This is a genomic window from Paracoccus sp. MBLB3053 (assembly GCF_031822435.1).
Lineage (GTDB): Bacteria > Pseudomonadota > Alphaproteobacteria > Rhodobacterales > Rhodobacteraceae > Paracoccus > Paracoccus aurantius.
Genome location: NZ_JAVQLW010000001.1, coordinates 1,140,276 through 1,166,375, shown reverse-complemented (window position 1 = coordinate 1,166,375; position 26,100 = coordinate 1,140,276). Strand labels below are relative to the sequence as shown.

Annotated in this window: 28 protein-coding genes; 23 read left to right on the top strand and 5 right to left on the bottom strand. The window is 63.8% G+C overall.

Annotation, left to right across the window (positions count from 1 at the left end; all coding sequences use genetic code 11):
* The first annotated feature begins 51 nt into the window (after positions 1–51).
* Positions 52–627, top strand: coding sequence for a YqgE/AlgH family protein (locus RGQ15_RS05880; protein WP_311159288.1), 576 nt, complete (start codon positions 52–54; stop codon positions 625–627).
* Here the strand turns inward: RGQ15_RS05880 and RGQ15_RS05875 are convergent.
* A complete protein-coding gene (locus RGQ15_RS05875) occupies positions 624–1,574 on the bottom strand; it encodes an L-threonylcarbamoyladenylate synthase (RefSeq protein WP_311159287.1) in 951 nt (316 codons plus the stop codon). The genes RGQ15_RS05880 and RGQ15_RS05875 overlap by 4 nt on opposite strands.
* Positions 1,575–1,685: 111 nt before the next feature.
* Between RGQ15_RS05875 and RGQ15_RS05870 the strand changes: the two genes are divergently transcribed.
* From RGQ15_RS05870 to RGQ15_RS05855, 4 genes are read left to right on the top strand one after another with little or no spacing between them, the layout of a single operon-like run.
* Positions 1,686–3,377 (top strand): acyl-CoA dehydrogenase, encoded by a 1,692-nt coding sequence (locus RGQ15_RS05870; RefSeq protein WP_311159286.1) that lies wholly within the window; start codon positions 1,686–1,688, stop codon positions 3,375–3,377.
* Complete coding sequence (locus RGQ15_RS05865; protein ID WP_311159285.1) at positions 3,374–4,396, top strand: MBL fold metallo-hydrolase; 1,023 nt, start codon at positions 3,374–3,376, stop codon at positions 4,394–4,396. Before RGQ15_RS05870 ends, RGQ15_RS05865 begins: the two co-directional genes overlap by 4 nt.
* 58 nt (positions 4,397–4,454) lie before the next feature.
* A complete protein-coding gene (locus RGQ15_RS05860; protein ID WP_311159284.1) occupies positions 4,455–4,607 on the top strand; it encodes an aa3-type cytochrome c oxidase subunit IV in 153 nt (50 codons plus the stop codon).
* 21 nt (positions 4,608–4,628) lie between these two features.
* Entirely contained in the window at positions 4,629–5,276 is a 648-nt protein-coding gene (locus tag RGQ15_RS05855) for a hypothetical protein (RefSeq protein WP_311159283.1), read from the top strand.
* Here RGQ15_RS05855 and RGQ15_RS05850 read toward each other — a convergent pair.
* Positions 5,261–5,590: an AzlD domain-containing protein gene (locus RGQ15_RS05850; RefSeq protein ID WP_311159282.1), complete on the bottom strand. Its 330-nt coding sequence runs from the start codon at positions 5,588–5,590 to the stop codon at positions 5,261–5,263. The genes RGQ15_RS05855 and RGQ15_RS05850 overlap by 16 nt on opposite strands.
* Positions 5,587–6,375, bottom strand: coding sequence for an AzlC family ABC transporter permease (locus tag RGQ15_RS05845; RefSeq protein WP_311159281.1), 789 nt, complete (start codon positions 6,373–6,375; stop codon positions 5,587–5,589). Before RGQ15_RS05845 ends, RGQ15_RS05850 begins: the two co-directional genes overlap by 4 nt.
* A 128-nt stretch (positions 6,376–6,503) precedes the next feature.
* Here RGQ15_RS05845 and RGQ15_RS05840 point away from each other — a divergent pair, with 128 nt between their 5' ends.
* Positions 6,504–7,052, top strand: a complete 549-nt coding sequence (locus RGQ15_RS05840; RefSeq protein ID WP_311159280.1) for a GNAT family N-acetyltransferase — start codon at positions 6,504–6,506, stop codon at positions 7,050–7,052.
* Here RGQ15_RS05840 and RGQ15_RS05835 read toward each other — a convergent pair.
* Together RGQ15_RS05835 and greA are read right to left on the bottom strand one after the other, a co-directional pair.
* Complete coding sequence (locus RGQ15_RS05835) at positions 7,043–7,987, bottom strand: hypothetical protein (protein WP_311159279.1); 945 nt, start codon at positions 7,985–7,987, stop codon at positions 7,043–7,045. The genes RGQ15_RS05840 and RGQ15_RS05835 overlap by 10 nt on opposite strands.
* A 15-nt stretch (positions 7,988–8,002) precedes the next feature.
* A complete protein-coding gene (greA, locus tag RGQ15_RS05830) occupies positions 8,003–8,473 on the bottom strand; it encodes a transcription elongation factor GreA (protein WP_311159278.1) in 471 nt (156 codons plus the stop codon).
* Positions 8,474–8,754: 281 nt separating this feature from the next.
* Here greA and RGQ15_RS05825 point away from each other — a divergent pair, with 281 nt between their 5' ends.
* The 17 genes from RGQ15_RS05825 to RGQ15_RS05745 all read left to right on the top strand — a co-directional run bounded on the left by RGQ15_RS05825 (position 8,755) and on the right by RGQ15_RS05745 (position 25,752).
* On the top strand, positions 8,755–10,401 hold the full coding sequence (locus tag RGQ15_RS05825) for an electron transfer flavoprotein-ubiquinone oxidoreductase (protein ID WP_311159277.1): 1,647 nt from the start codon (positions 8,755–8,757) through the stop codon (positions 10,399–10,401).
* Positions 10,402–10,494: 93 nt separating this feature from the next.
* Positions 10,495–12,342: a tetratricopeptide repeat protein gene (locus RGQ15_RS05820; protein WP_311159276.1), complete on the top strand. Its 1,848-nt coding sequence runs from the start codon at positions 10,495–10,497 to the stop codon at positions 12,340–12,342.
* A gap of 1 nt (position 12,343) precedes the next feature.
* A complete protein-coding gene (locus RGQ15_RS05815; protein WP_311159275.1) occupies positions 12,344–13,171 on the top strand; it encodes a 4-(cytidine 5'-diphospho)-2-C-methyl-D-erythritol kinase in 828 nt (275 codons plus the stop codon).
* Positions 13,172–13,202: 31 nt separating this feature from the next.
* Positions 13,203–13,937 carry a pyridoxine 5'-phosphate synthase gene (locus RGQ15_RS05810; RefSeq protein WP_311159274.1) on the top strand — a complete coding sequence of 245 codons (735 nt, stop codon included), beginning with the start codon at positions 13,203–13,205 and terminating at the stop codon, positions 13,935–13,937.
* Positions 13,937–14,704 carry a hypothetical protein gene (locus tag RGQ15_RS05805; protein WP_311159273.1) on the top strand — a complete coding sequence of 256 codons (768 nt, stop codon included), beginning with the start codon at positions 13,937–13,939 and terminating at the stop codon, positions 14,702–14,704. Before RGQ15_RS05810 ends, RGQ15_RS05805 begins: the two co-directional genes overlap by 1 nt.
* A 9-nt stretch (positions 14,705–14,713) precedes the next feature.
* Positions 14,714–15,148, top strand: coding sequence for a holo-ACP synthase (gene acpS, locus RGQ15_RS05800; protein ID WP_311159272.1), 435 nt, complete (start codon positions 14,714–14,716; stop codon positions 15,146–15,148).
* A gap of 57 nt (positions 15,149–15,205) precedes the next feature.
* Positions 15,206–15,997, top strand: coding sequence for a signal peptidase I (lepB, locus tag RGQ15_RS05795; protein ID WP_311159271.1), 792 nt, complete (start codon positions 15,206–15,208; stop codon positions 15,995–15,997).
* A gap of 42 nt (positions 15,998–16,039) precedes the next feature.
* Positions 16,040–16,729 (top strand): ribonuclease III, encoded by a 690-nt coding sequence (rnc, locus tag RGQ15_RS05790; RefSeq protein ID WP_311159270.1) that lies wholly within the window; start codon positions 16,040–16,042, stop codon positions 16,727–16,729.
* Complete coding sequence (gene era / locus RGQ15_RS05785) at positions 16,726–17,637, top strand: GTPase Era (protein WP_311159269.1); 912 nt, start codon at positions 16,726–16,728, stop codon at positions 17,635–17,637. Before rnc ends, era begins: the two co-directional genes overlap by 4 nt.
* Entirely contained in the window at positions 17,630–17,965 is a 336-nt protein-coding gene (locus RGQ15_RS05780; protein WP_311159268.1) for a DUF1491 family protein, read from the top strand. The genes era and RGQ15_RS05780 overlap by 8 nt, the downstream gene beginning before the upstream one ends.
* Before the next feature lie 94 nt (positions 17,966–18,059).
* Positions 18,060–20,498 carry a DNA topoisomerase (ATP-hydrolyzing) subunit B gene (gyrB, locus tag RGQ15_RS05775; protein WP_311159267.1) on the top strand — a complete coding sequence of 813 codons (2,439 nt, stop codon included), beginning with the start codon at positions 18,060–18,062 and terminating at the stop codon, positions 20,496–20,498.
* Between the two features lie 490 nt (positions 20,499–20,988).
* The gene (locus RGQ15_RS05770) at positions 20,989–21,318 is read left to right on the top strand and encodes a CU044_2847 family protein (RefSeq protein ID WP_311159266.1); all 330 of its coding nucleotides are present in this window, start codon (positions 20,989–20,991) and stop codon (positions 21,316–21,318) included.
* 7 nt (positions 21,319–21,325) lie between these two features.
* Complete coding sequence (locus RGQ15_RS05765) at positions 21,326–22,111, top strand: trypsin-like serine peptidase (RefSeq protein WP_311159265.1); 786 nt, start codon at positions 21,326–21,328, stop codon at positions 22,109–22,111.
* Positions 22,036–23,511 (top strand): NB-ARC domain-containing protein, encoded by a 1,476-nt coding sequence (locus tag RGQ15_RS05760; RefSeq protein WP_311161042.1) that lies wholly within the window; start codon positions 22,036–22,038, stop codon positions 23,509–23,511. Before RGQ15_RS05765 ends, RGQ15_RS05760 begins: the two co-directional genes overlap by 76 nt.
* Complete coding sequence (locus RGQ15_RS05755) at positions 23,460–24,437, top strand: hypothetical protein (RefSeq protein WP_311159264.1); 978 nt, start codon at positions 23,460–23,462, stop codon at positions 24,435–24,437. The genes RGQ15_RS05760 and RGQ15_RS05755 overlap by 52 nt, the downstream gene beginning before the upstream one ends.
* Before the next feature lie 7 nt (positions 24,438–24,444).
* A complete protein-coding gene (locus RGQ15_RS05750; protein WP_311159263.1) occupies positions 24,445–24,864 on the top strand; it encodes a hypothetical protein in 420 nt (139 codons plus the stop codon).
* 609 nt (positions 24,865–25,473) lie between these two features.
* Complete coding sequence (locus RGQ15_RS05745) at positions 25,474–25,752, top strand: hypothetical protein (protein ID WP_311161102.1); 279 nt, start codon at positions 25,474–25,476, stop codon at positions 25,750–25,752.
* The last annotated feature ends 348 nt before the right edge of the window (positions 25,753–26,100 follow it).

The window sequence follows — 26,100 nt, the reverse complement described above, 5'->3', positions numbered from 1 at the left end:
AAACCCTGCGTAAAACCCGATCTTTGAAATGAGAGAGAAGGGGAGTTCCGTTTGGACAATGTCATCAACCTGACGGGCAAGATGCTGATCGCCATGCCAGGCATGCGCGACCCGCGATTCGAGCATTCGGTAATTCTCGTCTGCGCCCATTCCGATGAGGGTGCGATGGGGCTTGTCGTCAACCGCCCGATGCCCGAGATCGGTTTCTCGGATCTGCTTGCGCAATTGGGCATCGACACCGGGACCGAGACGCTTGATATCCCGGTGCGGTTCGGTGGCCCGGTGGAACCGGGGCGGGGCTTCGTGCTGCATCGCCTTGCGACCGAAACCGATGACGAAGGTGAAGCGCATATGCGCATCGATGGCGATCTGGCCATGTCGACGACGCGCGACATTCTTGAAGACTTTGCCCATGGGCGCGGGCCGCAGCCTGCCATGCTGGCGCTGGGATATGCCGGCTGGGGGCCGGGTCAGCTAGATTCCGAAATCCTCGACAATGGCTGGCTTACCAGCGATCGGTTCGACGAACTCATCTTCGGCGCCGACAATTCTGGCAAGTGGAGCGCCGCCCTGCGCGGGCTCGGCATCGACCCCCTCGCCCTGTCGCCCAGCGCCGGCCGCGCCTAGCGGGGCGCCGCCGCGCGGCGAAGCCGATCGTTGATCGCCGCCCCAAGTCCGCGTTCGGGCACCGTTGCGACGGCAATCGGACGGCCCAACGCATCGGCCTGCCGCAAGAGATCGAAGAGACGCGCCGCGGCCTCGATCAGATTTCCCGAAGCGCTCAGCGTCATGTCGCCCTCGATATCGCCGAAACCGATCAGAACCTCGTCAGGGGCTCGATCCGTCGCGTTCAGTCGCAGGCTTTCGCGCGGGGCATAGTGGCTCGTCAACTGACCGGGTGCGTTCGGAGCATCGGGGTCAAGCTCGGGCCGTAGCAGCGGCTCGCCCAGAATCGCCTCGATATCCTCGGCCGAAACCCCGCCGGGCCGCAGCAGCGCGGGTCGGCCGTCCAGCCAGCCGACAATGGTCGATTCGACGCCGACGGGGCATGCTCCGGCATCGACCACCGCGGGAATGCGACCGCCGAGGCCAGTTTCGGGATCTGCCACATGGCCCGCCATGGTGGGGCTGATGCGTCCTGACGGATTCGCCGAAGGTGCGGCCAGCGCGCCGCCGAAACGTTCAAGCAGGGCATGGGCGACGGGATGCGCCGGAACCCGCAGCGCCACCGTGTCGAGCCCGGCCGTGACCAGCGAGGCGATCCCCGCATCGTCGCGCAGCGGCACGACAAGCGTCAGCGCACCGGGCCAGAAGGCTTCGGCCAACGCCTGCGCCTTCCCGTCGAAATGGCCCACCTTCTCGGCAGCGGCCCGGTCGGGCAGATGCACGATCAGGGGATTGAAGCTTGGTCGTCCCTTGGCCTCATAGATGCGCGCAACGGCGGCGGGGTTGCGGGCATCCCCCGCCAGACCGTAGACCGTTTCCGTCGGCATCGCGATGACATCGCCTTGCAAGAGCCAGTCGCACGCGATGGCAAGGCCTTGATCGTCAGGGGAAAGAAGGCGCGTGTGCATTTGTTACGTCGGGTAGTGGTTGATGGCTTCCGAGCCGCCCATATGATCGGCCCCAGTGGGATCAGTTAGGCGCCAAAAGAAGATTTGCCAAGGCGCGAAGGGAAGAGGACCATGCCATATACAGCTCCAGTCGAACAGATCACGTTCATCCTGAACGAGGTCGTCGGCCTTCCCGATGTATCCAGGACAGAAATTTTCGCCGAGGCCACGGCCGAAACCGTCAGCGCAGTGCTGACCGAAGCAGGCCGCATCGCAACCGATATCATCGCCCCGGTGAACCGGTCGGGCGATCTGACCCCCGCCCGGCTGGAAAACGGTGCGCTGCGCTCGAGCCCCGGCTTTGCCGAGGCCTTCCGCGCCCTTGCCGAGGGTGGCTGGATCGGCCTTGCAGCCAACCCGGAATATGGCGGCATGGGACTGCCCCAGGCGCTGAACATGGCCGTCAATGAAATGGTCGCCTCGGCCTGTCTGGCGCTGCAACTGAACCCGATGCTGACCCAAGGCCAGATCGAGGCGCTTGAGCATCACGGAAGCGACGAGCTGAAGGCGCTGTACCTGCCCCGCCTGACATCCGGCGAATGGTCGGGCACGATGAACCTGACCGAGCCGCAGGCCGGTTCGGATGTGGGTGCGCTGACGACCCGGGCCGAGCGCGCCGATGACGGAACCTATCGCATCACCGGCCAGAAGATCTTCATCACCTGGGGCGATAGCGATGTGACCCGGAACGTCTGCCACCTGGTGCTTGCCCGCCTTCCCGATGGCGGCAAGGGCACCAAGGGGATCAGCCTGTTCATGGTGCCGAAGCTCATACCCGACCAGGACGGAAATCCGGGCATTGCCAATGACCTGCGCGTCGTCAGCCTTGAACACAAGCTTGGCATCCATGGCTCGCCCACCTGCGTTATGAGCTTCGAGGGCGCAAGGGGCTGGCTTGTCGGCGAAGAGCACAAGGGCATGGCCGCGATGTTCACGATGATGAACTGTGCCCGACTCGGCGTCGGCGTGCAGGGCGTGGCGCAGGGCGAGGCGGCGCTTCAGCAAGCCACCAGCTATGCCGCCGATCGCGTCCAGTTCGGACCGATCATCCGCCATCCCGACGTGCGCAGGATGCTGGCCATTTCGCGGGCCGAGATTTTCGCGGCCCGCTCGATCTGCCTCGCCTGCGCGGTCGCGATCGACATGGCCCGCGCCACCGAAGACAAGGACTGGGCCGCCCGCGCCGCCTTCCTGACCCCGATCGCAAAGGCCTACGGCACCGACGCGGGGACCCGTGCCGCCGATACGGCCATCCAGGTGCATGGCGGCATGGGTTATATCGAGGAAACCGGCATTGCCCAGTATCTGCGAGATGTCCGCATCACCTCCATCTACGAGGGAACGAACGGCATTCAGGCCATGGACCTTGTCGGGCGCAAGTTCGCGGATGGCGGCGCTGCCGCAACCGCGCTGCTGGACGAAATCCTTGACGAAGCCAAGGCCGCGCAGACGGACCAGCCGGACCTGGCAAACCAGGTCTGGCAGGCGGCCGAGACCCTGCGCGAGACGACGCTTGACCTGATCGAACGCGATCTGCCCGAACGGTTCGCCGGGGCGGTTCCCTATCTGTCGGCGTTTGCCCGCGTCCTTGGCGCGCATTACCACCTGTTGGCGGCAACCCGCGGCGGCAGCGTGACGCTGGCACGCGTCCACATTACCCGTGTCCTGCCGCAATTCGCGGCCGACCTCGCCGCTGCCCGTGCCGGGCTGGAGGATCTGGAAGCGCTTGACGATGCTCTTCTCCTTGGTCAGATGGCGGTGTGATCCAAAGCGAGACACATATCCTGCCGGCCAGCGGCGAGGCGCATGAAATCGCGCCGGGCGTCCTTTGGATGCAGATGCCGCTGCCGTTCAAGCCGGATTTCGTCAACGTCTATGCCTTTCTGGACGACGGCGGCTGGACCGTCGTCGACACCGGCATAGACACGCCCCAAATCCGCGAGATCTGGCAAGCGCTTCTGGCCGGACCGATGGCGGGCGCGCCGGTCACCCGGCTGATCGTCACGCATCACCATTTGGACCATATGGGCCTTGCCGGATGGTTCCAGGCGCGCGGTGCCGAACTTTGGACATCCCGCACCGCCTGGCTGATGGCGCGCATGAGCATCCTAGACGTGCAGGAACGCCCGACACCCCAAGCGATCGCCTTCTGGCGCGCCTCCGGCATGTCGGCCGAGATGATCGCCGAACGTTCGGAAGAGCGGCCCTTCAATATGGCGGATGCCAGCGCGCCCCTGCCACCGGGTTTCCGGCGGCTGGCCGAGGGTGAAACGGTCGAATTCGGCAACCGCCGCTGGATCATCCGCATGGGCGAAGGCCATGCGCCCGAACATGTCACGCTGTGGTCGCTGGGCGACGATCTGGTGATCGGCGGGGATCAGATGCTGGCCTCGATCTCGCCCAATCTCGGCGTCTATCCGAATGAGCCGGATGCCGACACGGTCGGGGCCTGGCTTGCATCCTGCGAACGGCTTCTGTCCCATGCACGCCCCGAACAGCTTGTCCTGCCCGGTCATCGGATGCCCTATCGCGGGCTGCCGACCCGCCTGCGCCAACTGGTCGAGAATCAGAACGCCGCGATCGCGCGATTGCTGAACGGTCTTCGCGAAGAGCCGCGAACGACTGTGGGTTGTTTCGAACTGCTTTACCGCCGCATGATCTCAAAATCGGAATTCGGCCTCGCTCTGGCCGAGGCCGTGGGTCACATCAACCATCTCCGTGCCACCGGACAGGTGTGGCCCTGCGGCATGACGGATGACGGCGCGATCCTCTGGGGGGCGTGACAGCGCGCGGGGCTTCGGCTATCCCTGTCGCGACGCATCGTTGCAACCAGGGGGAAACATGGCCTCGCATCACGAGATCACCGAGCACAAGCATGGTGAAATGGATATCAGCGAGCATCAAAAGACCTTTGCCGGCTTCATCAAGGCGGCAACCTGGGTCAGCGGGCTCGCGATCGGCGTCCTCATCTTCATGGCGCTGACCAACGCCTGACCCCACCTTCGGAGAATGAAAATGCAAAGGCGTGCGTTCCTCGCGCTGGCGCTGCCGGCTGCGCTTGCGGCTTGCGGAGCCGATAATATCTGGGCCAGCGACGAGGCGGTGCGCAAGGCGCGCTACGTGTCGAACGAACCGCCGTCGATCACCCTTCTGACCGTGATCGGCATCCCGAAAGGCGAAGGCGGGCATTCCGCGCTGATGATCAACGGCACCCAGCGAGTGATCTACGATCCGGCCGGCAGCTGGAATCACCCTTCGATCCCGGAACGGCATGACGTGCTTTACGGGATCACGCCGAACTTCAAGAATTTCTACATCGACTACCACGCCCGGCAGACCTATTGGGTGGCCGAAGACACGATCCAGGTGCCGCTTGAGGTGGCCGAGGCAGCGATCCGTGCAGCCGAAAGCCAGGGCCCGGCCAACAAGAGCTTCTGTGCCGTCTCAACCGGTACCGTCCTGCGGCGCGTGCCCGGCTTCGAGGCCGCCCCTTCGGGCTTCTCGCCGCTGCGACTGCGCAACTGGTTCCTGACCCTGCCCGGCGTCACGTCCAAGAAGCACATGGATGGCGACCCGGCCAACAACCATGACGTGCTGCTGCGCCAGAAGAACGGCGTCATCACCGGATATGGTGTCGACGGCCAGCTTCACGCCCAGATGTAAAGCATCCCGAACAGCGTCACCATGCCCGCAACGATCGCCAGAAGCACGTTGCGGGTAGTGATCCCCACCGCCATGGTGGCCAGGGCAGCCGTCAGCCGAACCGGGTCCATCTGCCCATCCGTCGCAGCTGGCCAGACCACGAGCGGCGCGGCGATGGCAGGCAGCACGGCAACGGCGGTATATCGCAGCGCCCGCGATGCCCATTCCGGGATGGCCCGATTGCCGATCGCGCCAAGGAATGACCATCGGATCAGGTAGGTTCCCGCACCCAGAACCACGATCACGAACCAGATTTTCAGATCATAGCCGGTCATTGCCGCGCCCTCGCCTGTTCCATGCGCTTCTCGACGATGGCTCCGGTCGCCATGGCCAGCGGGGCTGCCAGAAGGATGCCCAGACCCGAAGGCAGGACCGTGAAGACCAGTGCCGCGACGATCGAAACCGCTGCCGCCGCCATATGGGCGAGGCTGCGCAGCATCGGGGCCACCATGGCAAGGAAGGTGATCGGAAGCGCGAAATCCAGCGCCCAGCTTTCGGGAATCGCGCGGCCCAGATGGAAACCGACAGCGCTGGCGATCAGCCACGGAATGCATGAGCAGATCGCGGTGCCGACGAAATAGGCCATGCGCTGGTCCAGACGAAGGTTGGGGTTGTCCTCGAATTTCTGGATCGACAGCGCATAGGTCTGGTCGATCAGCAGATATGCGACAAGGCCCCTTTGCCGCGGGCTCGCGTTGCCAAGCCATGGCACGAGTGATGCCGAATACATCGCCATCCGCAGGTTCACGGCCAAGGCCGAGATGATGACGATGATCGTCGGCGCATGATCGCTAAGCAGTTGCACGGCGGTGAATTGCGATGCACCGGCAAGAACAAGCGCAGAGAAGCCCAGAACCTGCGCGAGATTTAGCCCGGATTCAGCCGAGAGCACCCCGAACAGCAGTCCGAATGGGACAAGCACCAGCAGAAATGGCAAGGACTGGACAATGCCGTGCCAGATGCATTGCGCCGGGCTGCGCGCAAGCACGCGCCGCTGCTCGGGCGTCAGGACGGGTTCGGCCTCTGGCGTCACCGCCGGGGGGCTTTCGGGAAAAGTCATGCTGGAAACGGAATCGAGTTGCGCTCTAGGTTGGCGCCAGATTGTCCAAATGCTTTGTCAGGTGCAAGGGTCACCAGGTTTTGAACGCAGGCAGCAAAGATCCTTTCTTCGTCAGTCAGGGGGTGCCGGTGCATTTGGGCGGCGCGGCGGCACGGCTTTACTGGCGGAGCTTCGGACCCGCCTTGCAGCCCCTGCCAACAGCCACACGCGAAGGCGTCGCGCTGGTCGCGATGACGATGAACCGTGAACGCGCCCTGATCGCGCTGGACCGCAATGGCGCGCTGGTCGGGATTGCCGGGCTTCGCGGGGCGCGGGGCGGCATCCTGTCACCTTCGGCGGCGGATTTCCTGGCGACCTTCGGCCGATATCGGGGCAGGTTGCGCCATGCCGCAAGCTGGTTGCATCGCGCCGGCCCGGAAACCTACGACCTGATCCTGGATGGCGTCGCGGTGCGTCGGCATTGGCGGGGCCGCGGAGTTGCCCGGGCGCTTGTCGCAGCCGCGATGGAGGAGGCACGGCGCCTTGGACATCCCGCATTGCTCGTCGAGGTCGAGGCGCGCAATCTCGACGCCTTGGCCGCTTGGCAAGCGATGGGCTTTCAATCGGCCGGCCGTCAACGTCTTGGCTGGCCATGGCGCGCCCGGGCGCATGTCTTGCGAAAGCCGCTTCAGGGCTGATCCGGCGGGCTGTGCCCCAGAACTCCGCTGACCTGCGCCATCAAGAGAAAGGCGCGCCCCGAACGGGTTTCGGCGAGAGCGGACAGCACCGCAGGATCGTCGATTTCCGAGCGCCGCGACAGCAGCCGATCGAAATGGCGCATGAAATGATGCGCGACATCGCGAAACACCTCGTCCTGCCGCAGCATCTGTGCGGCGGCGTGCAGGGCCAGTTCGTCTTCGATCACAGCCAGACCGGCGATATCGGCGCCCCGCCGTCCCTCGGCAAAGGCGCGCCAAAGCACCGGGTCGGTTTCGGGGATCTGCAGATCGTCCATGTAGACGCCCTGCCCTGCCAGCAACGTCACCACGTCCTGGGCGGCCCGGATCAACCGGGCCAGGCCCGGATCAGCCAGCGCGAGATGCAGGCATCGGATCGCTTCTCGATCGTCCGGTCCGTCGGGGAAATTCAGCGCCAGGAACAGCTCACTCGCGGTCAGTTCGGGCGCGGGTCGTGTTCCCAGATCCAGCGGCGGCTGGTCGGCATCGCTCGCAGCTGGTGGAGATGGCGCAACGGCGACCCTGCGGCGCGGCGCGGCGCGCGGGGCATCTGGCCGTGCGACGGGCTCGGCGGGGTCCAATGGTTGCGTGGGCGGGTTGGGCTGCGACCCGACGCGCATCTCGCGAAGGGTCGCGCGAAGTTCCTCGGCCTCTTCGCGAAGCAGGGAAAGACTGCGTGCCGACCAGACCCCGAACCAGATCAGGGCCAGCGGCAAAACCACGCTGATCAGCCAGATCGCCCATCCGACAGGATCGCCCGCCTGATCATCGGGGGAAAGCCAGGCGAAAGCCGCGACCAGCGCCAGCCAGATCACACTGGCGACAATCCCCCAGGTCAGAAGCCGGTCGCGGCTCTGCTCTGCCGCGATCCGGCGAAGGGAGCCGAGCGCGCTCAAGCGCCCCGTCCCTTGTCAGATGAAGCGGATCGAGATGATCTCATAGGATTTCCCGCCGCCCGGGGTGACGACCTCGACACTGTCGCCTTCCTCCTTGCCGATCAGCGCCCGCGCAAGAGGAGAACGCATGTTCAGAAGTCCGCGTTCCAGATCCGCCTCGGCCTCGCCGACGATCTGGAAGGTGCGTTCCTCTTCGGTATCTTCGTCGAGCAGCGTGACCGTCGCGCCGAACTTGATGCTGCCAGAAAGCCGCGAAGGGTCGATCACCTCCGCGCGCGAGATGATCATTTCGAGTTCCTTGATTCGGCCTTCCACGAAGCTCTGCTTCTCGCGCGCGGCGTGATATTCGGCATTCTCGGACAAATCGCCATGCTCCCGCGCCTCGGCAATGGCGCGAATGACAGCCGGGCGCTCGACGGAGCGCAGTTCGCGCAGCTCCTCGTCCAGCTGGTCATAGCCCGCACGGGTCATCGGTATCTTTTCCATTCCGGTCCTTCCGGCCGCCCCACGGCGACCTACACGTCTACGCGAAAACAAGGTGTTGGAACGCCCCCGGCCTTGGGCCGAGGGCGTCTTCATTTCGCGGCATCGTGGCGCGATTGTCGTATTGTTGCAAGTCCCGCAGCCGATGATCCGCGATCATTTGCCCAAGGGCCGAATCTGCCCCCGGGTCAGGGCAATGAATTTCCACCTCGGCATTGCTCGTCACACGGTCACGCGCTACCTCTGCGCAAGTCAATGCGCCAGGGAATCTAGGGGGCCGAGCCATGAACGAGATTGAACGCGAGTCGATGGAATATGACATCGTGATCGTGGGCGGTGGGCCAAGCGGCTTGTCGGCGGCAATCAGGCTCAAGCAGATCAACCCGGAACTTTCGGTCGTCGTTCTCGAGAAGGGTTCGGAAATCGGCGCGCATATCCTGTCGGGCGCTGTCCTTGACACCAAGGGTCTCGACAAGCTGATCCCCGACTGGAAGGAAAAGGGCGCGCCGATCACGACCGAGGTCACCACCGACAACTTCTTCGTGCTGGGTGAAGCTGGCCAGTTCCGGGTCCCGAACTGGCCCATGCCGCCCTTGATGTCGAACCACGGCAAGTACATCGTCTCGATGGGCAATGTCTGCCGCTGGCTGGCGGAACAGGCCGAGGCGCTGGAGGTCGAGATCTTCCCAGGCATGGCCTGTTCGCAGCTTGTCTACGAAGGTGACCGGGTCGTCGGCGTCGTTGCGGGCGAGATGGGCCTGGAAGCCGACGGAACCCCCGGACCGCAATACGAGCCGGGCATGGAACTGCGCGGGAAATACGTCTTCATCTCGGAAGGCGTGCGCGGATCGCTCGCCAAGGAGCTGATCGGGAAATACGCCCTCTCTGATGGGCATGAACCGCAGAAGTTCGGCCTCGGCATGAAGGAGATCTGGGAAATCGACCCGGCCAAGGCCAAGCCCGGCACCGTGACCCACACGATGGGCTGGCCGCTGGGCAAGAATGCCGGTGGCGGCTCGTTCATCTATCACCTGGAAGGAAACCAGGTCCTGGTCGGCTTCGTCGTCCACCTGAACTACGCCAACCCGCACCTTTATCCCTACATGGAATTCCAGCGCTTCAAGCACCACCCGATGGTCGCCGAACTGCTGGAGGGCGGCAAGCGCGTGGCCTATGGTGCGCGAGCGATTTCCGAGGGCGGCTGGCAGTCCATCCCCAAGATGGTCGTGCCCGGGGCGGCCTTGCTTGGCTGCTCGGCGGGGCTCGTCAACGTGCCGCGGATCAAGGGCAACCATAATGCGATGCTGTCGGGCATCGCCGCAGCCGAGGCCGCGGCCGAGGCGATCGCGGCCGGCCGCGAGGGAGACGAACTGACCGCTTATGAGGCCGAAGTCCGCTCGGGCGACATCGCACGCGATCTCAAGCCCGTGCGCAACGTCAAGCCGATCTGGTCCAAGCTTGGCCTTTGGCCCAGCCTGGCGCTTGGCGGCTTCGACATGTGGGTCGCGAACCTGACCGGCTGGAACCCGATGGGGACCTGGAAGCACGGCAAGACCGACGCCGCAGCGACGGGAAAGGCAGCCGATTTCAAACCGATCGACTACCCGAAACCGGACGGCAAACTGTCCTTTGACCGGCTGACCAACGTGTCGTTCAGCTTCACGAACCACGAGGAATCCCAGCCCTGCCACCTGCGGCTGAAAGACCCCGCCATTCCAATCGCGGTCAACCTGCCCGAATATGCCGAACCGGCGCAGCGCTACTGCCCGGCCGGCGTCTACGAGGTGCTGGAAGGCGATGACGGGCCGCGTTTCCAGATCAACTTCCAGAACTGCGTCCACTGCAAGACCTGCGACATCAAGGACCCCAGCCAGAACATCAACTGGACAACGCCCCAGGGCGGAGACGGGCCGAACTACCCGAACATGTGATCGCTTGTCCCAACGCCGGCAGACCGCCGGCGTTGCCCATTGCGGCGGGGGCGGATAGGGTCGCACCGGTATTGCAAGGACTGGGCCGAAGCCGTGACGACAAGACTGATCCCGCTCGCGCTGATCGCGCTGACCGCCGTGCCGACCTTTTCCGGTACTGCACTTGCCGCCCCCATGCTGGCCCAGAACGCCGCCCCTTCCTCGGGTGAGACGAACGGGTCCACAACCAACGCCCCCGAAATACGCGGGCTTGCCGGCCCTTATCTTGCCGCACGCCAGGCGGCGATCGGCAATGATTACAGCAATGCCGCGAATTACTACCTGCAGGCCATGGCTCAGGACGACACCGACGCCTTCTTGCAGGATTCGGCACTGGTCGCGCTGATTTCCTCGGGCGAGATGGAGCGCGCGGGCGCGTTGGCCGTCACGATGTCCGACCAGGGCCGCGCAACCGAACTTGCCCGCCTGATGCAGCGCTCGGAACTCGCGCGAGCCGAGCGCTGGCAGGATCTGGTCAACGCCATCGACAAGACCCCCGATCCAAGCCCGAACGAGGGGATGGATGGGCAGGACTCGGGTGGTAACCAGCTTCTCGACAAGATGATCCGGGCCTGGGCCCTTCTCGGCGCAGGCAATGCGCGCCAGTCGCTTTCGGCCTTCGAGGAACTCGGGAAAATTCGCGGCGCCCGTCCGATGGTCAACTATCATCTCGCGCTCGCAAAGGCGGCCGTGGGTGATTACGAAGGCGCGGAACTGTTGCTGAGCGAACCGGCGACGGGCGCCCATATCCTGGGGGTCATCGCCCGGACGCAGGTTCTGTCGCAGCTCGAACGCAACAAGGATGCGATCGCGATGCTCGAGGCGACGCCTGGTTTCGACGAAGAGCCGCAACTGGTCACGTTGCGCGACCGGATGGAAAAGGGCGAGACCCTGCCCTTTGACAGCGTTCGCACCCCCGCCGATGGCATGGCGCAGGTCTTTCTGACCTTCGCGAGCGTGCTGGCCACCGCCGAGGAACCCGACCCTCTGGCCCTGATACATGCCCGCCTTGCCTCGTACCTCTCCCCCGACCTCGGCGAGGCCAGGCTGCTTTCGGCGCAGTTCCTGCAGGCGATGGGGCAATTCGACCTGGCCGAGAAGGAATTCGAGGCGCTGCGCGACCTGGGCGACATGCGCCCGATCGCCGAACTGTCGCGCATCGACGCGCTGTCGCGCGCAGAACGGCTGGATGATGCTGAAAAGGCCGCGCTGGCTCTGACCGCCGCGCATCCCGAATTGGCCCAGGGCTGGATCGCGCTTGGCGATTTGCTGCGTCAGCAGGACAAGTTCTCGCAGGCGATTCCCGCCTATGACAAGGCGCTGTCCCTGATCGGCGACAATGCCGGTGAGGCGCGCTGGTTCCCGCTTTATGCCCGAGGCATTGCACTTGAACGGTCAGGGCAGTTTCCGAAGGCCGAAGCGGATTTCCGCGCCGCGCTGGAGCTGCGCCCGGATTCGGCCCAGGTGCTGAACTATCTCGGCTACAGCCTCGTCGACCGGAACGAGAAGCTGGACGAGGCGCTGGAACTCATCCAGCGCGCCGTCGAACTGCGTCCTGAAGACGGGTACATCCTTGATTCGCTCGCATGGGCCTATTTCCGGATGGGCCGCTACGAAGAGGCCGTCGCGCCCATGGAAAAGGCCGTGGCGGCGATGGCAGGCGACTCGCTCGTGAATGACCACATGGGAGATATCTTCTGGATGGTCGGCCGCCACCGCGAAGCCGAGATCCAGTGGCAACGCGCACTTTCGCTGAAACCGGAAACCGAAGCCGATGCGCAGCGCATCCGCACCAAGCTGGATCGCGGCCTGGACGCGGTTCTGGACGAAGAAATGGCCAAGGGCGGTAAGCCCCCGGTCGTTCGCGCGCCGGAGAAACCGGCCGAGGCGCCCAAGAACTGAAATGACCCTGCCCCGGCGCGAGCCCGCGCCCGCCAAGCTGAATCTCACGCTGCATGTCACCGGCCAGCGCGCCGACGGATACCACCTGCTCGATTCGCTCGTCGTCTTCGTCGAGACGGGCGACGTCGTGACCGTCGAGGAAGGCCCGTTGTCGCTGGAACTGAGCGGGCCATTTGCGGCCGAACTCGGCATTGCCCCCGATAACCTTTGCCTGCGCGCTGCGCGGCTTGCCGGGCGCAACGTGAAGATCACGCTGGAAAAGAACCTGCCCGTCGCCTCGGGGATCGGCGGTGGTTCGGCGGATGCCGCGGCGGTGCTGCGCGCACTTTGCGCAACGCCGCGCGAACCCGAGACGCTTGGTGCCGATGTCCCGGTCTGCATGGCCAGCCGCCCGGCAAGAATGCAGGGCCTGGGCGAGATCCTGACCCCGCTGCCTGCCCTGCCCCCGCTGCATTTCGTGCTGCTGAACCCGCTTCTCGGGCTTTCTACCCCAGCGGTTTTCAAGGCGATGAGCTGTCGTGACAATCCCCCGATGCCGGAACAACTTCCCGCGTTCGATGATACCGCGGCCCTGATCGACTTCGTCGCGGCCTGTCGCAACGATCTTCAGCCCGCTGCCATCCGGCTCATGCCCGAGATCGCGGATTGCCTTGCCACGCTTGAGGCGGCCGGCGCCCGCCTGGCACGCATGTCGGGTTCAGGTGCGACCTGTTTCGGCCTTTTCGAAACGGCGGCAGCGGCGCAGGCTGCGCGCGCAACCATTGCCGCCGCGCATCCGGGATGGTGGGTCGCCGCTTCGGGACTCGCGCCCGGCGCAGCGAGCCTTTAGAACCGGCCGCGAGAACCGGGAGGGAATATCCATGCTTCGCCTTGGCGTGAACATCGACCATGTCGCAACCATCCGCAACGCGCGGGGCACGCCCTGGCCCGACCCAGTCCGCGCGGCCGAGCTGGCCGAGGCTGCCGGGGCCGACGGCATCACCGCGCATCTGCGCGAGGACCGCCGCCATATCTCGGACGCGGATATCGACAACCTGATGGCCAATCTCCGCCTGCCGCTGAACCTCGAGATGGCCGCGACGCCTGAAATGCAGGCCATCGCGCTGCGCCACCGCCCCCATGCCGTCTGCATCGTCCCGGAAAAACGCGAAGAGCGCACGACCGAAGGCGGGCTCGATGTCGCGGGCAACGAAGCCTTCCTCGCCGACTACATCGCGCCGCTGCGTGAAGCGGGCTGCCGGGTGTCGCTTTTCATCGGTCATGAGCGCGCGCAGATCGAGGCCTCGGCCAGGATCGGCGCCGCCGTGGTCGAGCTTCATACCGGCGCATATTGCGATTTCGATACCGAAGGACGCTTCGAAGACCGCGATGCCGAACTTGCCGCACTGGCCAGGGGTGCCGAGCTTGCCGACAGTCTGGGGCTAGAAGTTCATGCCGGTCACGGTCTGACCTTCGAAACGGTCGGGCCGATCGCGGCGATTTCGCAATTCAAGGAACTGAACATCGGTCATTTCCTCATCGCCGAGTCGGTCTTTGTGGGACTCGACGGGGCGATCCGGGAAATGCGCCGGCGCATGGACTGCGCACGCGACTGATGGGCAGAGCGGTCCGCCTGATCCTGCGGACGGTCGGGGGGCTATGGTCGCTCGTGATGATCCTGCTCATGGTGACCTCGCTTGCTCTGTCGGTGGCGATGACGCTTGTGCCGCAAGTGCTCGGCGCTGTGGCATCCGTCGTCGAAGCCGTGACGGGCCGGCGCTCGGTCGTGACCGAGACCCATGCGCGAGAAGCTCGGCTGAATGAGCGGATCGCCCGGCAAGGTGCGGATCTGGATGCCGAGCGCGCAGCGAGGCGCGCCGAGACGCGCGCCCTGCGCGCCCAGCTTGCGGACAATACGGTGCAATATCGCGGCCGGCGCATCGCCATGCGCGAGGCTGTGCATGACACGGCCGAACGCGTCTCGCGCAGGACGGGCGCCGCCGCCGCGAGAAATGTCGGATCGACTTTCGGCGAGGCGCTGCCGGTGATCGGTGTCGGTGTCATTGCCGCCGCAACGGCATGGGAGCTTCACGATGCCTGCGCATTGATGCAGGAAATGCGCGAGCTTGATGCCGCCTTCAACCCGGATGAACCTGTCACCGAGGACGAGGTCTGTGGCATTTCTCCGCCCAGTCGCGACGAGGTCTGGCAGGCCGTGAAGACGAGCCCAGCCGCGGCCTGGCACGGGGCACAGGGGCTTTATGACGACCTGCCGGAGGTCTCGATTTCGGCAAGCTATGACTGGACGCTCGGCAAACTCTCGGGCATCTGGCATTGGTTCGAGGATGATGCCGCAGCGTACCTGCCCGCATCCGTGGAATAAGGGGCAGCCATGATCCTTGGCATCGGTTCGGATCTCGCCAATATCGACCGCATAGCGGGCGTGCTCGAGCGTCACGGCGACCGGTTTCGCCGGCGCGTCTTCACAGAGGTCGAATTGGCCCTGGCCGCGCGGCGCAAGCTCGAGGCGGCGACGCTGGCGAAACGCTGGGCCGCCAAGGAGGCCTGCTCGAAGGCGCTTGGCACCGGCCTTGCCATGGGAATCAGTTGGAAGGACATGGCCGTCCGGAACCTGCGCAGCGGTCAGCCCACGATGGAGCTGACCGGTTGGGCTGCCGAAAGGCTTCGGGACATGACGCCCCCGGGTCATCGCGCCCATGTCCATGTCACCCTGACCGACGATCACCCTTGGGCTCAGGCATTCGTGATCATCGAGGCTCTTCCCGAAGCCGCGAGCGCCCCACCCCTGCCCGGTGCTTCTGCTTGACTTTGCCATGTCGCGCGGCCCATGAACGCGCGACTTCCGCATGAGGGGACAGCATAAATGGCGAAAAGCGAAGCCCGCAAGGATGGCGGCATCTGGGAAACCGTCAAGACGATCTTCTGGGCGCTGCTGATCGCAGGCGTCTTCCGCACGCTGTTCTTCCAGCCCTTCTGGATTCCGTCGGGCAGCATGAAGGACACGCTTCTGATCGGCGATTTCCTTTTCGTCAACAAGATGGCCTATGGCTATTCCAGCCATTCCTGCCCCTTCTCGATGTGCCCGATCTCGGGGCGCATTCTGGGTTCGGACCCCGAACGCGGTGATGTCGTGGTCTTCCGCCACCCGACGCGCGGCGATGACTTCATCAAGCGCCTGGTCGGCCTGCCGGGCGACCGCATCCAGATGCGCAATGGCGTCCTATACATCAACGGCGAGGCGGCGCCGCAGGTCGCCGCGGGCGATTTCGTCGAAACGCAAGCGCCGCAAGGACCTCAGGGCAGCCTGCCCTGCCCCAGCCAGATCCGCGCCGCCGATAATGGCCAATGTGTTGCCGAACGTCTGACCGAGACCCTGCCCAATGGCGTGAGCCATGACGTTCTGAACCTGGCGGACAACGGTCCGGGCGACAATACGCCGGAATTCACCGTCCCCGAGGGCAATTATTTCTTCATGGGTGACAACCGCGACAATTCGGGCGACTCGCGTTGGCCCGCCTCGGCCGGCGGCGTCGGCATGGTTCCGGCCGAATACCTCATCGGGCGCGCCGACCGGATCATGTTCTCTTCGGCCGGCAAGTCGCTGCTGTATTTCTGGACCTGGCGTGCGGACCGCTTCTTCAAGGCTGTCGATTAAGGAAGAATTGCCGCGGAAGGGGGGCCGTGGCAGGATCGGGACATGAAGATTTCTGCCGAACTGCGTGCTTTCTCTGAACGGCTGGGCCATGAGTTTGCCCGGCCCGAACTGCTTGTGCGGGCCCTGACCCATGGGTCGATTGCCAGCGCGACCCGTCCCGACAACCAGCGGCTCGAATTCCTGGGCGACCGCGTCCTTGGGCTCAGCATGGCCGAGGCCTTGTTTGCCGCAGACAGGGCCGCCACCGAAGGCCAGCTTGCGCCCCGCTACAACGCATTGGTCAGGGGCGAGACCTGCGCCGCCGTCGCGCGCGAGATCGGTCTGGGCGAGGTGCTGAAGCTTGGCCGGTCCGAGATGATGTCGGGCGGTCGCCGCAAGGAGGCACTGCTGGCCGATGCCATGGAGGCCGTGATTGCCGCCATCTATCTGGATGCCGGATTCGAGACAGCGCGCAACGTCGTCCTTGCGCTTTGGGCCGAAAGGCTTGACAGCGTCGACCAGGACAGCCGCGACGCCAAGACGGCGTTGCAGGAATGGGCGCAGGCCAATGGCATGAGCCCGCCCCGCTATGTGCAGACGGCGCGCTCGGGTCCCGATCACGCCCCCGAATTTGAAATTACCGTCCGGCTGGACGATGGCCGAGAAGCCGTCGCCAGTGGCAAGGGCACCAAACGCAGCATCGAGCAGGCGGCCGCACAGGTCCTGCTGGGTCAGATCGAAGGAACCACATGACCGACACGCGCGCGGGCTTCGTAGCCCTGATCGGCGAACCAAATGCCGGGAAATCCACGCTTCTGAACCAGATGGTCGGGGCGAAGGTCTCGATCGTCACCCACAAGGTGCAGACGACCCGCGCCCGCATCCGCGGGATCGCCATGCATGAGAACGCGCAGATCGTCTTCGTGGACACCCCCGGCATCTTTCGCCCGCGGCGCCGGCTCGACCGTTCAATGGTCAAGGCGGCCTGGGGCGGCGCGGCCGATGCCGATGTCATCCTGTTCCTGATCGAGGCCCATCGGGGGTTGACCGATGGCGCGCTGGCGATCATCGAAAGCCTTCGCGAACATGCAGGCAAGACGCCCGTCGCGCTTGTCATCAACAAGATCGACCGGGTAAAGGCCGAGGTCTTGCTGGCGCTGTCGCAAGAGGCAAACAGCAAGTTCGACTTCGCCCAGACCTTCATGATCTCGGCCGAGAAGGGCTATGGCTGCAACGGCCTGATCGACTGGCTGGCCAAGGAGGTTCCCGAAAGCCCCTGGCTTTACCCCGAGGACCAGGTGGCCGATCTGCCCATGCGCATGATTGCCGCCGAAATCACCCGCGAGAAACTGACGCTGCGGTTGCACGAGGAAATCCCCTACCAGCTCACGGTCGAGACCGAGAAATGGGAAGAGAAAAAGGACGGATCGGCCCGCGTCGACCAGATCGTCTATGTCGCCCGTCCCGGCCACAAGGGCATCGTCCTTGGCAAGGGGGGCGAAACGATCAAGGCCGTGGGCCAGGCCGCCCGCGCCGAACTGGCCGAGTTCATGGGCCGCCCGGTGCACCTCTTCCTGCAGGTGAAGGTGCGCGAGAACTGGCTCGACGAGGCCGAGCGCTACAACGAGATGGGCCTCGACTTCAAGGACGGCGATGCCTGAGCCGAGGCTCGCGGCCGGGATCTGGGTCTCGGCCTACCTGAAACGTCTGCAATTGGCCGATATCCCCGCCTATGTCATGCGCCATGGCGATGACACGGCAGGTACCGTCATGGTGAAATGCGCGACCCTCGACGGTCGCGCGAGCCTTTGGATGCGGGAATGGAATTTCGAGACCGACCAGCGCCCCTGGACGCGAATTTCCGAAGCCGGGGAAAGTGAAATCGACGCCGAGATCGCCCGCAACTGCAGCCGCGATCCGGATCTATGGGTGATCGAGATCGAAAGCCGAAACGGGGCCACCTTGCTGGATCAGCCGGGCTTGGTCTGAAGACGCCTGAAAAGCCCTAAATCTTGTGGCTTTCCCGTGACATTCCGGCCGTGGCCCCCTATAAGATGGGAGCCCAAGGCAGGATAAGATGACAATGACCGAACCCGCCCCCCAGCCCTCCGAATACGGTGCCGATTCCATCAAGGTTCTCAAGGGCCTGGAGGCCGTGCGCAAGCGCCCGGGCATGTATATCGGCGATACCGACGATGGCTCGGGTCTGCATCACATGGTCTACGAGGTGGTGGACAACGGCATCGACGAGGCGCTGGCCGGTCATGCCGATTTCGTGCGCGTCAAGATCCATGCCGACAGCAGCGTTTCGGTCCGCGACAACGGGCGCGGAATCCCGGTCGACTTGCACCCGACCGAAGGGGTTTCGGCGGCCGAGGTCATCATGACCCAACTGCATGCCGGCGGAAAGTTCGACCAGAACAGCTACAAGGTCTCGGGCGGCCTTCACGGCGTGGGCGTGTCGGTCGTGAACGCGCTGTCCGACTGGCTGGAATTGCGCATCTGGCGCAATGGCAAGGAACATTACGCGCGCTTCGAGCATGGCGATACGGCCGAGCATCTGCGCGTCGTGGGCGATGCCGCGCCGGGCGAAAAGGGGACAGAGGTGCGCTTCCTCGCCTCGTCCAAGGCAGACGGAGGTGAAGGCACCTTCTCGAACCTCGATTATGTTTACAAGACGCTGGAAAACCGGCTGCGGGAACTCGCCTTCCTCAATTCCGGCGTGCGCATCATCCTGGAAGATGAGCGCCCGGCCGAGCCGCTCCGGACCGAGCTTTACTACGAAGGCGGCGTGCGCGAATTCGTGAAGTTCATCGACCGCTCGAAGACCCCGGTCATGTCTGACCCGATCTTCATTCAGGGCGACAAGAACGGCATCGGCATCGAGGTTGCGATGTGGTGGAACGACAGCTATCACGAAACCGTCCTGCCATTTACCAACAACATCCCGCAACGCGATGGCGGAACGCATATTGCCGGCTTCCGGGGTGCGCTGACCCGCGTCATCAACAGCTATGCCCAGACCAGCGGTGTCGCCAAGCGCGAGAAGGTCGATTTCACCGGCGACGACGCGCGCGAAGGCCTGACCTGCGTCCTGTCGGTCAAGGTTCCAGATCCGAAATTCTCGAGCCAGACCAAGGACAAGCTGGTTTCCTCGGAGGTTCGCCCGGCTGTCGAAAGCCTCGTGAACGAAAAGTTGACCGAGTGGTTCGAGGAAAACCCCGCCGAAGCAAAGCAGATCGTCGGCAAGATCATCGAGGCCGCGCTGGCGCGCGAGGCCGCCCGCAAGGCCCGTGAGCTGACCCGGCGCAAGACCGCGATGGACGTGGCCTCACTGCCCGGCAAGCTGGCCGATTGCCAGGAAAAGGACCCTGCCCTTTCCGAACTGTTCATCGTCGAGGGTGACTCGGCAGGTGGTTCTGCCAAACAGGGCCGCTCGCGCCAGAACCAGGCCGTGCTGCCCCTGCGCGGCAAGATCCTGAATGTCGAACGGGCGCGTTTCGACCGCATGCTCTCCTCGGATCAGGTCGGCACGCTGATCACAGCGCTTGGCACCGGGATCGGCCGCGACGAATTCAACCTCGGCAAGCTGCGCTACCACAAGATCGTCATCATGACCGATGCCGACGTGGACGGCGCGCATATCCGCACGCTTCTGCTGACCTTCTTCTTCCGCCAGATGCCCGAACTGATCGAGGCGGGGCATCTCTATATCGCGCAACCCCCGCTTTACAAAGTCAGCCGGGGTCGCTCGGAGGTCTATCTGAAGGACGAGGCCGCGCTTGAAGACTACCTGATCGAGCAGGGCATCGACGGCGCCTCGCTACGCCTCGGCAATGGCGAGAACATCTCGGGCGCCGACCTTGCCCGCGTGGTGGATGAAGCCCGCACCGCGCGCCGGATCCTGCGCGCCTATCCGACCCATTACCCGTCCCATATCACCGAGCAGGCCGCGATTGCAGGCGCGCTCGTCCAGGGCCGTGTCGACGCGGATGCGCAGGGCGTGGCGCAGGCTGTCGCCGCGCGGCTCGACATGATCGCCGAGGAATATGAGCGCGGCTGGTCCGGCCGCCCGACGCAGGATGCCGGCATTCGCCTGACCCGCCAACTGCGCGGCGTCGAGGAATCACGGACGCTGGACGGCCCGATGCTGCGCAGTGGGGAAAGTCGTCGCCTGGGTGCGATGACCGAAAGCCTGCAGGAGATCTACGGACAGACCGCTCACCTGATCCGCAAGGATCGCGACATTCCGATCCACGGGCCGCTCAACCTGCTGCAGGCGATCTTCCTCGAGGGGGAAAAGGGGCTGTCTCTGCAGCGCTACAAGGGATTGGGAGAGATGAACCCGGAACAGCTATGGGAAACCACGCTGGACCCGGCGGCGCGCACGATGCTGCAGGTCCGCGTCGAGGATCTGAGCGAGGCCGACGATATCTTCACCAAGCTGATGGGTGACGTGGTCGAGCCGCGCCGCGACTTTATTCAGCAGAATGCCCTAAGCGTAGAAAACCTTGATATATGACGGATTGTAGGGACGCGCATAAATTTGCGCGTAGCGCATAAGTTGCGCGTCCCGAAAACTCGCCTCCAAAAATTATATCATAAATTCAAGTCACTACAAAAATTCTGACTTTTCTGCCGACCCGCCCCATCTCGAGGAAGAACGTCAGATGGGCGGACCCTTCGTGAACTCCGCTTGATAATAGAATCTTAAAATGCTCGCCGTCGCCCATCAACATCAGTTATCGCTTTGAAGCGGCCCCAGTTGATGGCCCGTCGATGCCTTGGGCAAGACCGCGCGAACTTTGACGGCCTACCGCAGTCGCCATGTGCCTGCTTTGATCGCCCAGCTTTGCCCGCCCGAAGGCAGAACTTTCCGAACTCGCTATTGATTTCCGACATCGCGTTGACAGCGTGAAACCTCCGCTTGCAAATTCCTGAAACCGCGCAACACTGAAACCTATCGTTCGATGTTCGACTGCTGATTTCTTCATGATTTTCGGAGTTTGCGAATGGCGACAAAGATCCAGACCTTTGCCTTGGAAAGCGGCGGCACGGTGGCCGTCGAGGTTGCCGCCAGCGGCGGTGAAGAGGAACGCATCTCTTCATCCAAGGCCGAAATCGTCGAGGACACGGGCCGCAAGTTCACCGATGCCCTGAAGGGCGTCGAGGAGGCGACAAGGGAGATCCTGGAGGGTTTTGCCACGGCCTTGAAACCGGAGCAGCTCGAACTGACCTTCGGCCTCAAGTTCAGCGCCAAGGCCGGCATCGTCCTGGCCTCGACCGATGCCGAGGCGACCTTGTCGTTGAAGGCGACCTGGAAGCCGATATCTGGCAGCTGAGCGGGACATGGCCGCGCATTCCGCCTCGCTCGCGAAAATTCTGCGTCAAGGTTCCCAAGATGCTGCCGGGACCGGGGTGGTCATCGGCCCGAGGCAGGTCCTGACCTGCGCGCATGTCGTCTATGACGCGCTTGGCCGGGACGGGCTGGACCCATCCGTGCCGGAAGGCGAAATCCGGATCACCCTGCCGCTGCGACTCGGGGGCGGTGCGGACTTCGAGATGAAGCTCCGCGCGGACGGCTGGGTGCCGCCCATGGCCGAGCCGGAATTCGGCATCGCCGAGGATCTGGCGCTGCTCGAACTTGTCGGCACGGCAGATTTTCCTGCCGGAGTTCTCCCCCCACGCTTCACGGACATGGATCTCGGCAATGCCCTCGACCGGCCCGTGGCGATGAGCGGCTTCCCCGGCGGAAACAGCTTCGACACGGTACTTGGCGCGACGCGTGGGCTGGACGACCGCAGTCGGCTGCAAATCGATCCTGCCAACAGCGAGCGCGTCGTGGCGGGCGGCTTCAGCGGGGCAGCTGTTCTCGATCTGAAGACCGGCTGCCTGATCGGTCTGCTGGTCTCGAAGAAGACGCGGGACAACGTGACGATCGCCTATGCGATCCCGGTCGGCACGATCGCCAAGGCGGTCGATCTCTCGGCTGTGATGGTGCCCACCCCCGGCGAGGCCCGGCTTCCGCCCTTGCCGCGCAACTTCGTGTCGCGCGAGGCATTCCTGGCCCCGCTACGGGAAAAGGTGCTTTCGGGCATTACTGCCGGGGTGCGGCAAGCAAGGTTGCTGGGCTGAAGGGTGGGCTCGGCAAGACGGTCCTCGCCAAGGCGCTACTGCGCGACTCGGAGATCGCCGCGGCCTATGGCGGCGAGCGCTACTGGTGCGTCCTGGGCCGCACGACCGATCCCAGGGAGGTTCAGCGGCAATTGTTGCGCGACCTCACCGGTCAACCGGCGGTGATCGAAACGATATCGGATGGTCAGGCGCAATTGCGGCAGGCGCTGGCGGGACGCCGTTGCCTGATCGTGCTCGACGATATCTGGACGACCGAGCAGGCGAGTGCCTTTGCGGAACTCGGCGACAGCGCGGTCTTCGTCGTCACGACACGCTTTCAAACGGTTCTGGCCAAACTGGGCGCCGAGGCCCAGGCGCTTGATCAGCTTGATGCGGCCCAAGGGCGAGAACTGCTGGCAGCCTGGGCCAAGGCCTCCCCCGGACAGCTGCCCGATATTGCAGATGCCATCGTGGAGGAATGCGGCTTCCTGCCGCTTGCGATCAGCTGCTTCGGGGCCGCCATCGCCAGCGACCGCATCAACTGGCAAGACGGGCTGGAAGCGCTTCTGGTACACGATCTCGGCGACCTCGAGGCCGAGATAGAAGGCTACGATGGCAATGCCGGCATGTTCGGGGCGATCGACCTGAGCTTCCGGACCCTCGATCAGGAGGATGCGATTGCCCTCGCCCGCTGCGCTATCATCCCGGAGGATGCTGAGATCCCGATCGAGGCGCTCAGCGCGCTCTGGCACGATCTGCCAGTGCTCGGCCAGGATCCACGGCAGGTCCGGCGGCTTTGCAACCGGCTGGTGGATACCTCGCTGCTCATCCGGGATGTGGCGGCAGGTGGCGAAGCCAGATGGAAGCTGCACGATCTCGTCTGCGACTATCTGCGTGGCCGCCTGAAGGAGCCCCGCCCGATCCATGGGGCCATCGTCAGCGGCTACCGGGCGACCTCCGGTGCGGACTGGCTGCCGCAAGAAGATGACGGCTATTTCCACGACTGGTTCGCTTTCCATCTCGCGCAGGCCGGGCGAGGGAGCGAGTTGCGCGAGATGGTTTTCGACCTCTTCTGGATGCAGGCGAAGCTGAGGCATCGCGATGTTCAGGCGCTGATCGCAGATCTTCGGCTTCTCGACGCGGACGAGGCAACCGGTCTACTGGTTCGCGTCCTGCGCATGTCGGCACATGTCCTGAACGAATTCCCGGAACAGCCTCCCGCTTCCAGAGGCGGCATTCGGCCCCGGTCTGCCACGAATGCCTTGCCAGCGGGAATCCCCGCCACCAGGCATGGCAGCATTGCTTCGTCACAGCCTGTCCAGAGCACGAAATTGTCCTCGTGGATTTCTGCCCGATCTGCGCCGAGACGATGCAGCCCGGTCATGGCGGCCACGCAACCTGCCGCTGCGGGCACAATCTGACCCAGTGCGGGCGCGAAGCGGCAGGTGATTGGGAGGTTGCCGTTTCCGCATTGATCGCAGGGGAGATGCATCCGAGCCGCGGCAACCTGCCGCCCTCGCTCACCTTTCAAACGCCGTCCGATATCAGTTCCTTCCTGCTCTTCCTCATCGCGAGCCAGACCGCACCCATCACCGGAAAACATGGCAAGATCGTCCTGCCGAAGACTGTCGAGGAAGCCCGCAATCAACTGCGCAGCATCGAACCTCTGCTAAGCAGCTGGCCTGAGGCATTTGAGCGGGATGTCTCCTTGCGCCTGCGACAGGGTGATCAGGAAAGGGCCTCGGCCCCTGCACGGCTGGGCAAGTGGTATCAGCGTTTCATGCGCTTCCGGCATCCAGCCTACCGGGTGTTCCACCAAGCCTTTGAACACGTCGTTCGCCAGGAGTTTGACGGCAGCTATGTTGGCGCTGCCCAAGCCTCGCGTTCCCTGGACAGGCGCTGGATCAGCGCCGCCGAGGCCGGGCGGCGGATCGGTATCAGGGCGGGACGCATCGTCGAGGCGGTCGCGGATGGGGCCATCGCAGGCAGAACCTTCACGAGTGGCTTTGGACACCGCCACACGACCATCGATCTGGAAACCGTCGAGTCCACCATCACCAACCGCCAGCGCTACATCGACAAGACGCGCGCACGTGAATTCCTTGGCGTTTCGCGCAAACAATACGATCTGCTTACCGAGGCCGGCATATTTGCCGCGAGCCTGCCGAAGGAACTGCCGCCGCTGGTCGAAGGGCCACATCACCTCGATGCGCTCGAGGCCATGGTGGCAGGCATCGCGAAAAAACGTGACGCCCGTCCCCGGAAAGACGATCGCGCTGCAAGAGCTCAACCTGCGCTACACGACCGATCGGTCGGGTCTAATCTCCGTCTTTCAGGCCATCAATGAGGGCGCCTTGCCCCCGTGCCATCACAGCACCTCCGGCGCATTCAGCAAGTTCCGGTTCCCGCTCGCGGAAGTTCAGCTGCTGTTGGGTAAGGCCAGGCGCGGCACCGGCCTGACAGTTCAAGAAATTGCACGGCAGACCGGCTGGAAGGAGCAATGTATTTCGGGCTGGTGCCAGCAGGGTCTTATCGCGCATGAGACCACAGAACATGCAGGTGGACTGAAGCGCGTGATCAGCACCGCCGCGCTCACCCGCTTCCAGATGGCCTATGTCCCGGTATCCGTCCTCGCGCAGCAGGCCGGCACATCATCGCGCAGTATGCTGAAGAAGCTCGCGGGAAAGGAGATCCAGACGACTGGCGCAACTTCAGAAGGAACCGTTTGGCGCGGCCATCTGGTCGCGATGTCAGATCTGGCGAAAATCATCTAAAAGCATTGGAATTAGATAGTTAGACGTCGTCGTCCGCACCGCTCGTTCTCATGAACTCCTTCAGCATCTCGCGACGGTGACGATCTTCCCGAGACAAGCCGACAAGAAGACGCGCGAGCGGCCAACAGCGCCTTGGGTGGACGAACATTGCTCGAAGCAATTCAAGAGGGCGATGAGCGGGCCATTGCCCGGCATATCGCCCAAGCGAAGGGCGACGGGTTCGCTTAAGCAGCCCGGGAACGCCACGCAAAATCGGGATTTTGGGCGGCATGCACTCCCGCCGACCGAGGCTTTCCCGAGGATCCGGATCCTGCAGATTTCGACCCGGCTAGTCCGATCCACTTACGCCCCAACGTCAGCGGCAGAGGGCAAAGCGGGTAGTCGACAGGTTGCGAGGACCAACGCTTCACCGGCGGCTACCTGATCATCAAAGGCTATATGCGGGAGCGAGAACGGCGCGGCCAGAAGTGCGTACAGCGTGGCGACTCCCCTTGCCCTGTGCCACTATGGCACATGACCCAGTCAAAAGCCGCTGATAGCTCCATCACACATCGCCGCGAGCTCATAGCAAAGCTTGGCGAGATGCTTCCGGGCCTCGACCCTGTCTTGATGGCGCATGACGACGACGACCCGTGGGTGATCCTGGATATCCTGCTCACCCCCGACGATGCGCTGGGTGGGCGTTCATTATTCCTAGCGATCCACGAGGGCGATGCCGGAGCCATTGCCCGCCATGTTGCCGAAGCGAAAGGCGACGGGCCCGAGACCAAACCGAAAACTGCACGGGTCAAGTTCGGAATTCTGGCCGGAATCGTGTCGCCGCCGCCCGCCGAGTTTTTCGAGGATCTTGATCCCGCAGACTTCGCCCAGCCAAGCCCTGATTGCTGACCCCCGACGCCACCTCATAAAATGCTGCACAAGCAAAGTCGTCAGTTCGACAGCGCGCGTCTAAATCACAAAAATAGGTACAACTAGTTGATATTTATCAATAAAAATAAAAGTCTTAGACGCGAAATTTTATGCGCTAAGTCGGCGCAACTTTATCCGCAATGTTGGCAGGCTAACTCATTGATTTTACGTAAACTGCGCGCATCTTTACGCGCTTCCCTTCAACGGATTGACAGCTCGTTTACGCGAGTTCGTTCTCGACAAGTTTACCACAGGCGGAAAAGATTAACGGGTCTCACCAAGTATTAACGCTTGGAATTCGGACGCGACGGATGTTTTCTGCGTTGC

Coding starts and splice junctions, on each gene's coding strand:
- RGQ15_RS05875 (WP_311159287.1), bottom strand. CDS start 1,574: ATGCACACGCGCCTTCTTTCCCCTGACGATCAAGGCCTTGCCATCGCG.
- RGQ15_RS05870 (WP_311159286.1), top strand. CDS start 1,686: ATGCCATATACAGCTCCAGTCGAACAGATCACGTTCATCCTGAACGAG.
- RGQ15_RS05860 (WP_311159284.1), top strand. CDS start 4,455: ATGGCCTCGCATCACGAGATCACCGAGCACAAGCATGGTGAAATGGAT.
- RGQ15_RS05855 (WP_311159283.1), top strand. CDS start 4,629: ATGCAAAGGCGTGCGTTCCTCGCGCTGGCGCTGCCGGCTGCGCTTGCG.
- RGQ15_RS05850 (WP_311159282.1), bottom strand. CDS start 5,590: ATGACCGGCTATGATCTGAAAATCTGGTTCGTGATCGTGGTTCTGGGT.
- RGQ15_RS05845 (WP_311159281.1), bottom strand. CDS start 6,375: ATGACTTTTCCCGAAAGCCCCCCGGCGGTGACGCCAGAGGCCGAACCC.
- greA (WP_311159278.1), bottom strand. CDS start 8,473: ATGGAAAAGATACCGATGACCCGTGCGGGCTATGACCAGCTGGACGAG.
- RGQ15_RS05825 (WP_311159277.1), top strand. CDS start 8,755: ATGAACGAGATTGAACGCGAGTCGATGGAATATGACATCGTGATCGTG.
- RGQ15_RS05815 (WP_311159275.1), top strand. CDS start 12,344: ATGACCCTGCCCCGGCGCGAGCCCGCGCCCGCCAAGCTGAATCTCACG.
- RGQ15_RS05810 (WP_311159274.1), top strand. CDS start 13,203: ATGCTTCGCCTTGGCGTGAACATCGACCATGTCGCAACCATCCGCAAC.
- RGQ15_RS05805 (WP_311159273.1), top strand. CDS start 13,937: ATGGGCAGAGCGGTCCGCCTGATCCTGCGGACGGTCGGGGGGCTATGG.
- acpS (WP_311159272.1), top strand. CDS start 14,714: ATGATCCTTGGCATCGGTTCGGATCTCGCCAATATCGACCGCATAGCG.
- lepB (WP_311159271.1), top strand. CDS start 15,206: ATGGCGAAAAGCGAAGCCCGCAAGGATGGCGGCATCTGGGAAACCGTC.
- rnc (WP_311159270.1), top strand. CDS start 16,040: ATGAAGATTTCTGCCGAACTGCGTGCTTTCTCTGAACGGCTGGGCCAT.
- era (WP_311159269.1), top strand. CDS start 16,726: ATGACCGACACGCGCGCGGGCTTCGTAGCCCTGATCGGCGAACCAAAT.
- RGQ15_RS05780 (WP_311159268.1), top strand. CDS start 17,630: ATGCCTGAGCCGAGGCTCGCGGCCGGGATCTGGGTCTCGGCCTACCTG.
- gyrB (WP_311159267.1), top strand. CDS start 18,060: ATGACCGAACCCGCCCCCCAGCCCTCCGAATACGGTGCCGATTCCATC.
- RGQ15_RS05770 (WP_311159266.1), top strand. CDS start 20,989: ATGGCGACAAAGATCCAGACCTTTGCCTTGGAAAGCGGCGGCACGGTG.
- RGQ15_RS05765 (WP_311159265.1), top strand. CDS start 21,326: ATGGCCGCGCATTCCGCCTCGCTCGCGAAAATTCTGCGTCAAGGTTCC.
- RGQ15_RS05755 (WP_311159264.1), top strand. CDS start 23,460: ATGCAGCCCGGTCATGGCGGCCACGCAACCTGCCGCTGCGGGCACAAT.
- RGQ15_RS05745 (WP_311161102.1), top strand. CDS start 25,474: ATGGCGCATGACGACGACGACCCGTGGGTGATCCTGGATATCCTGCTC.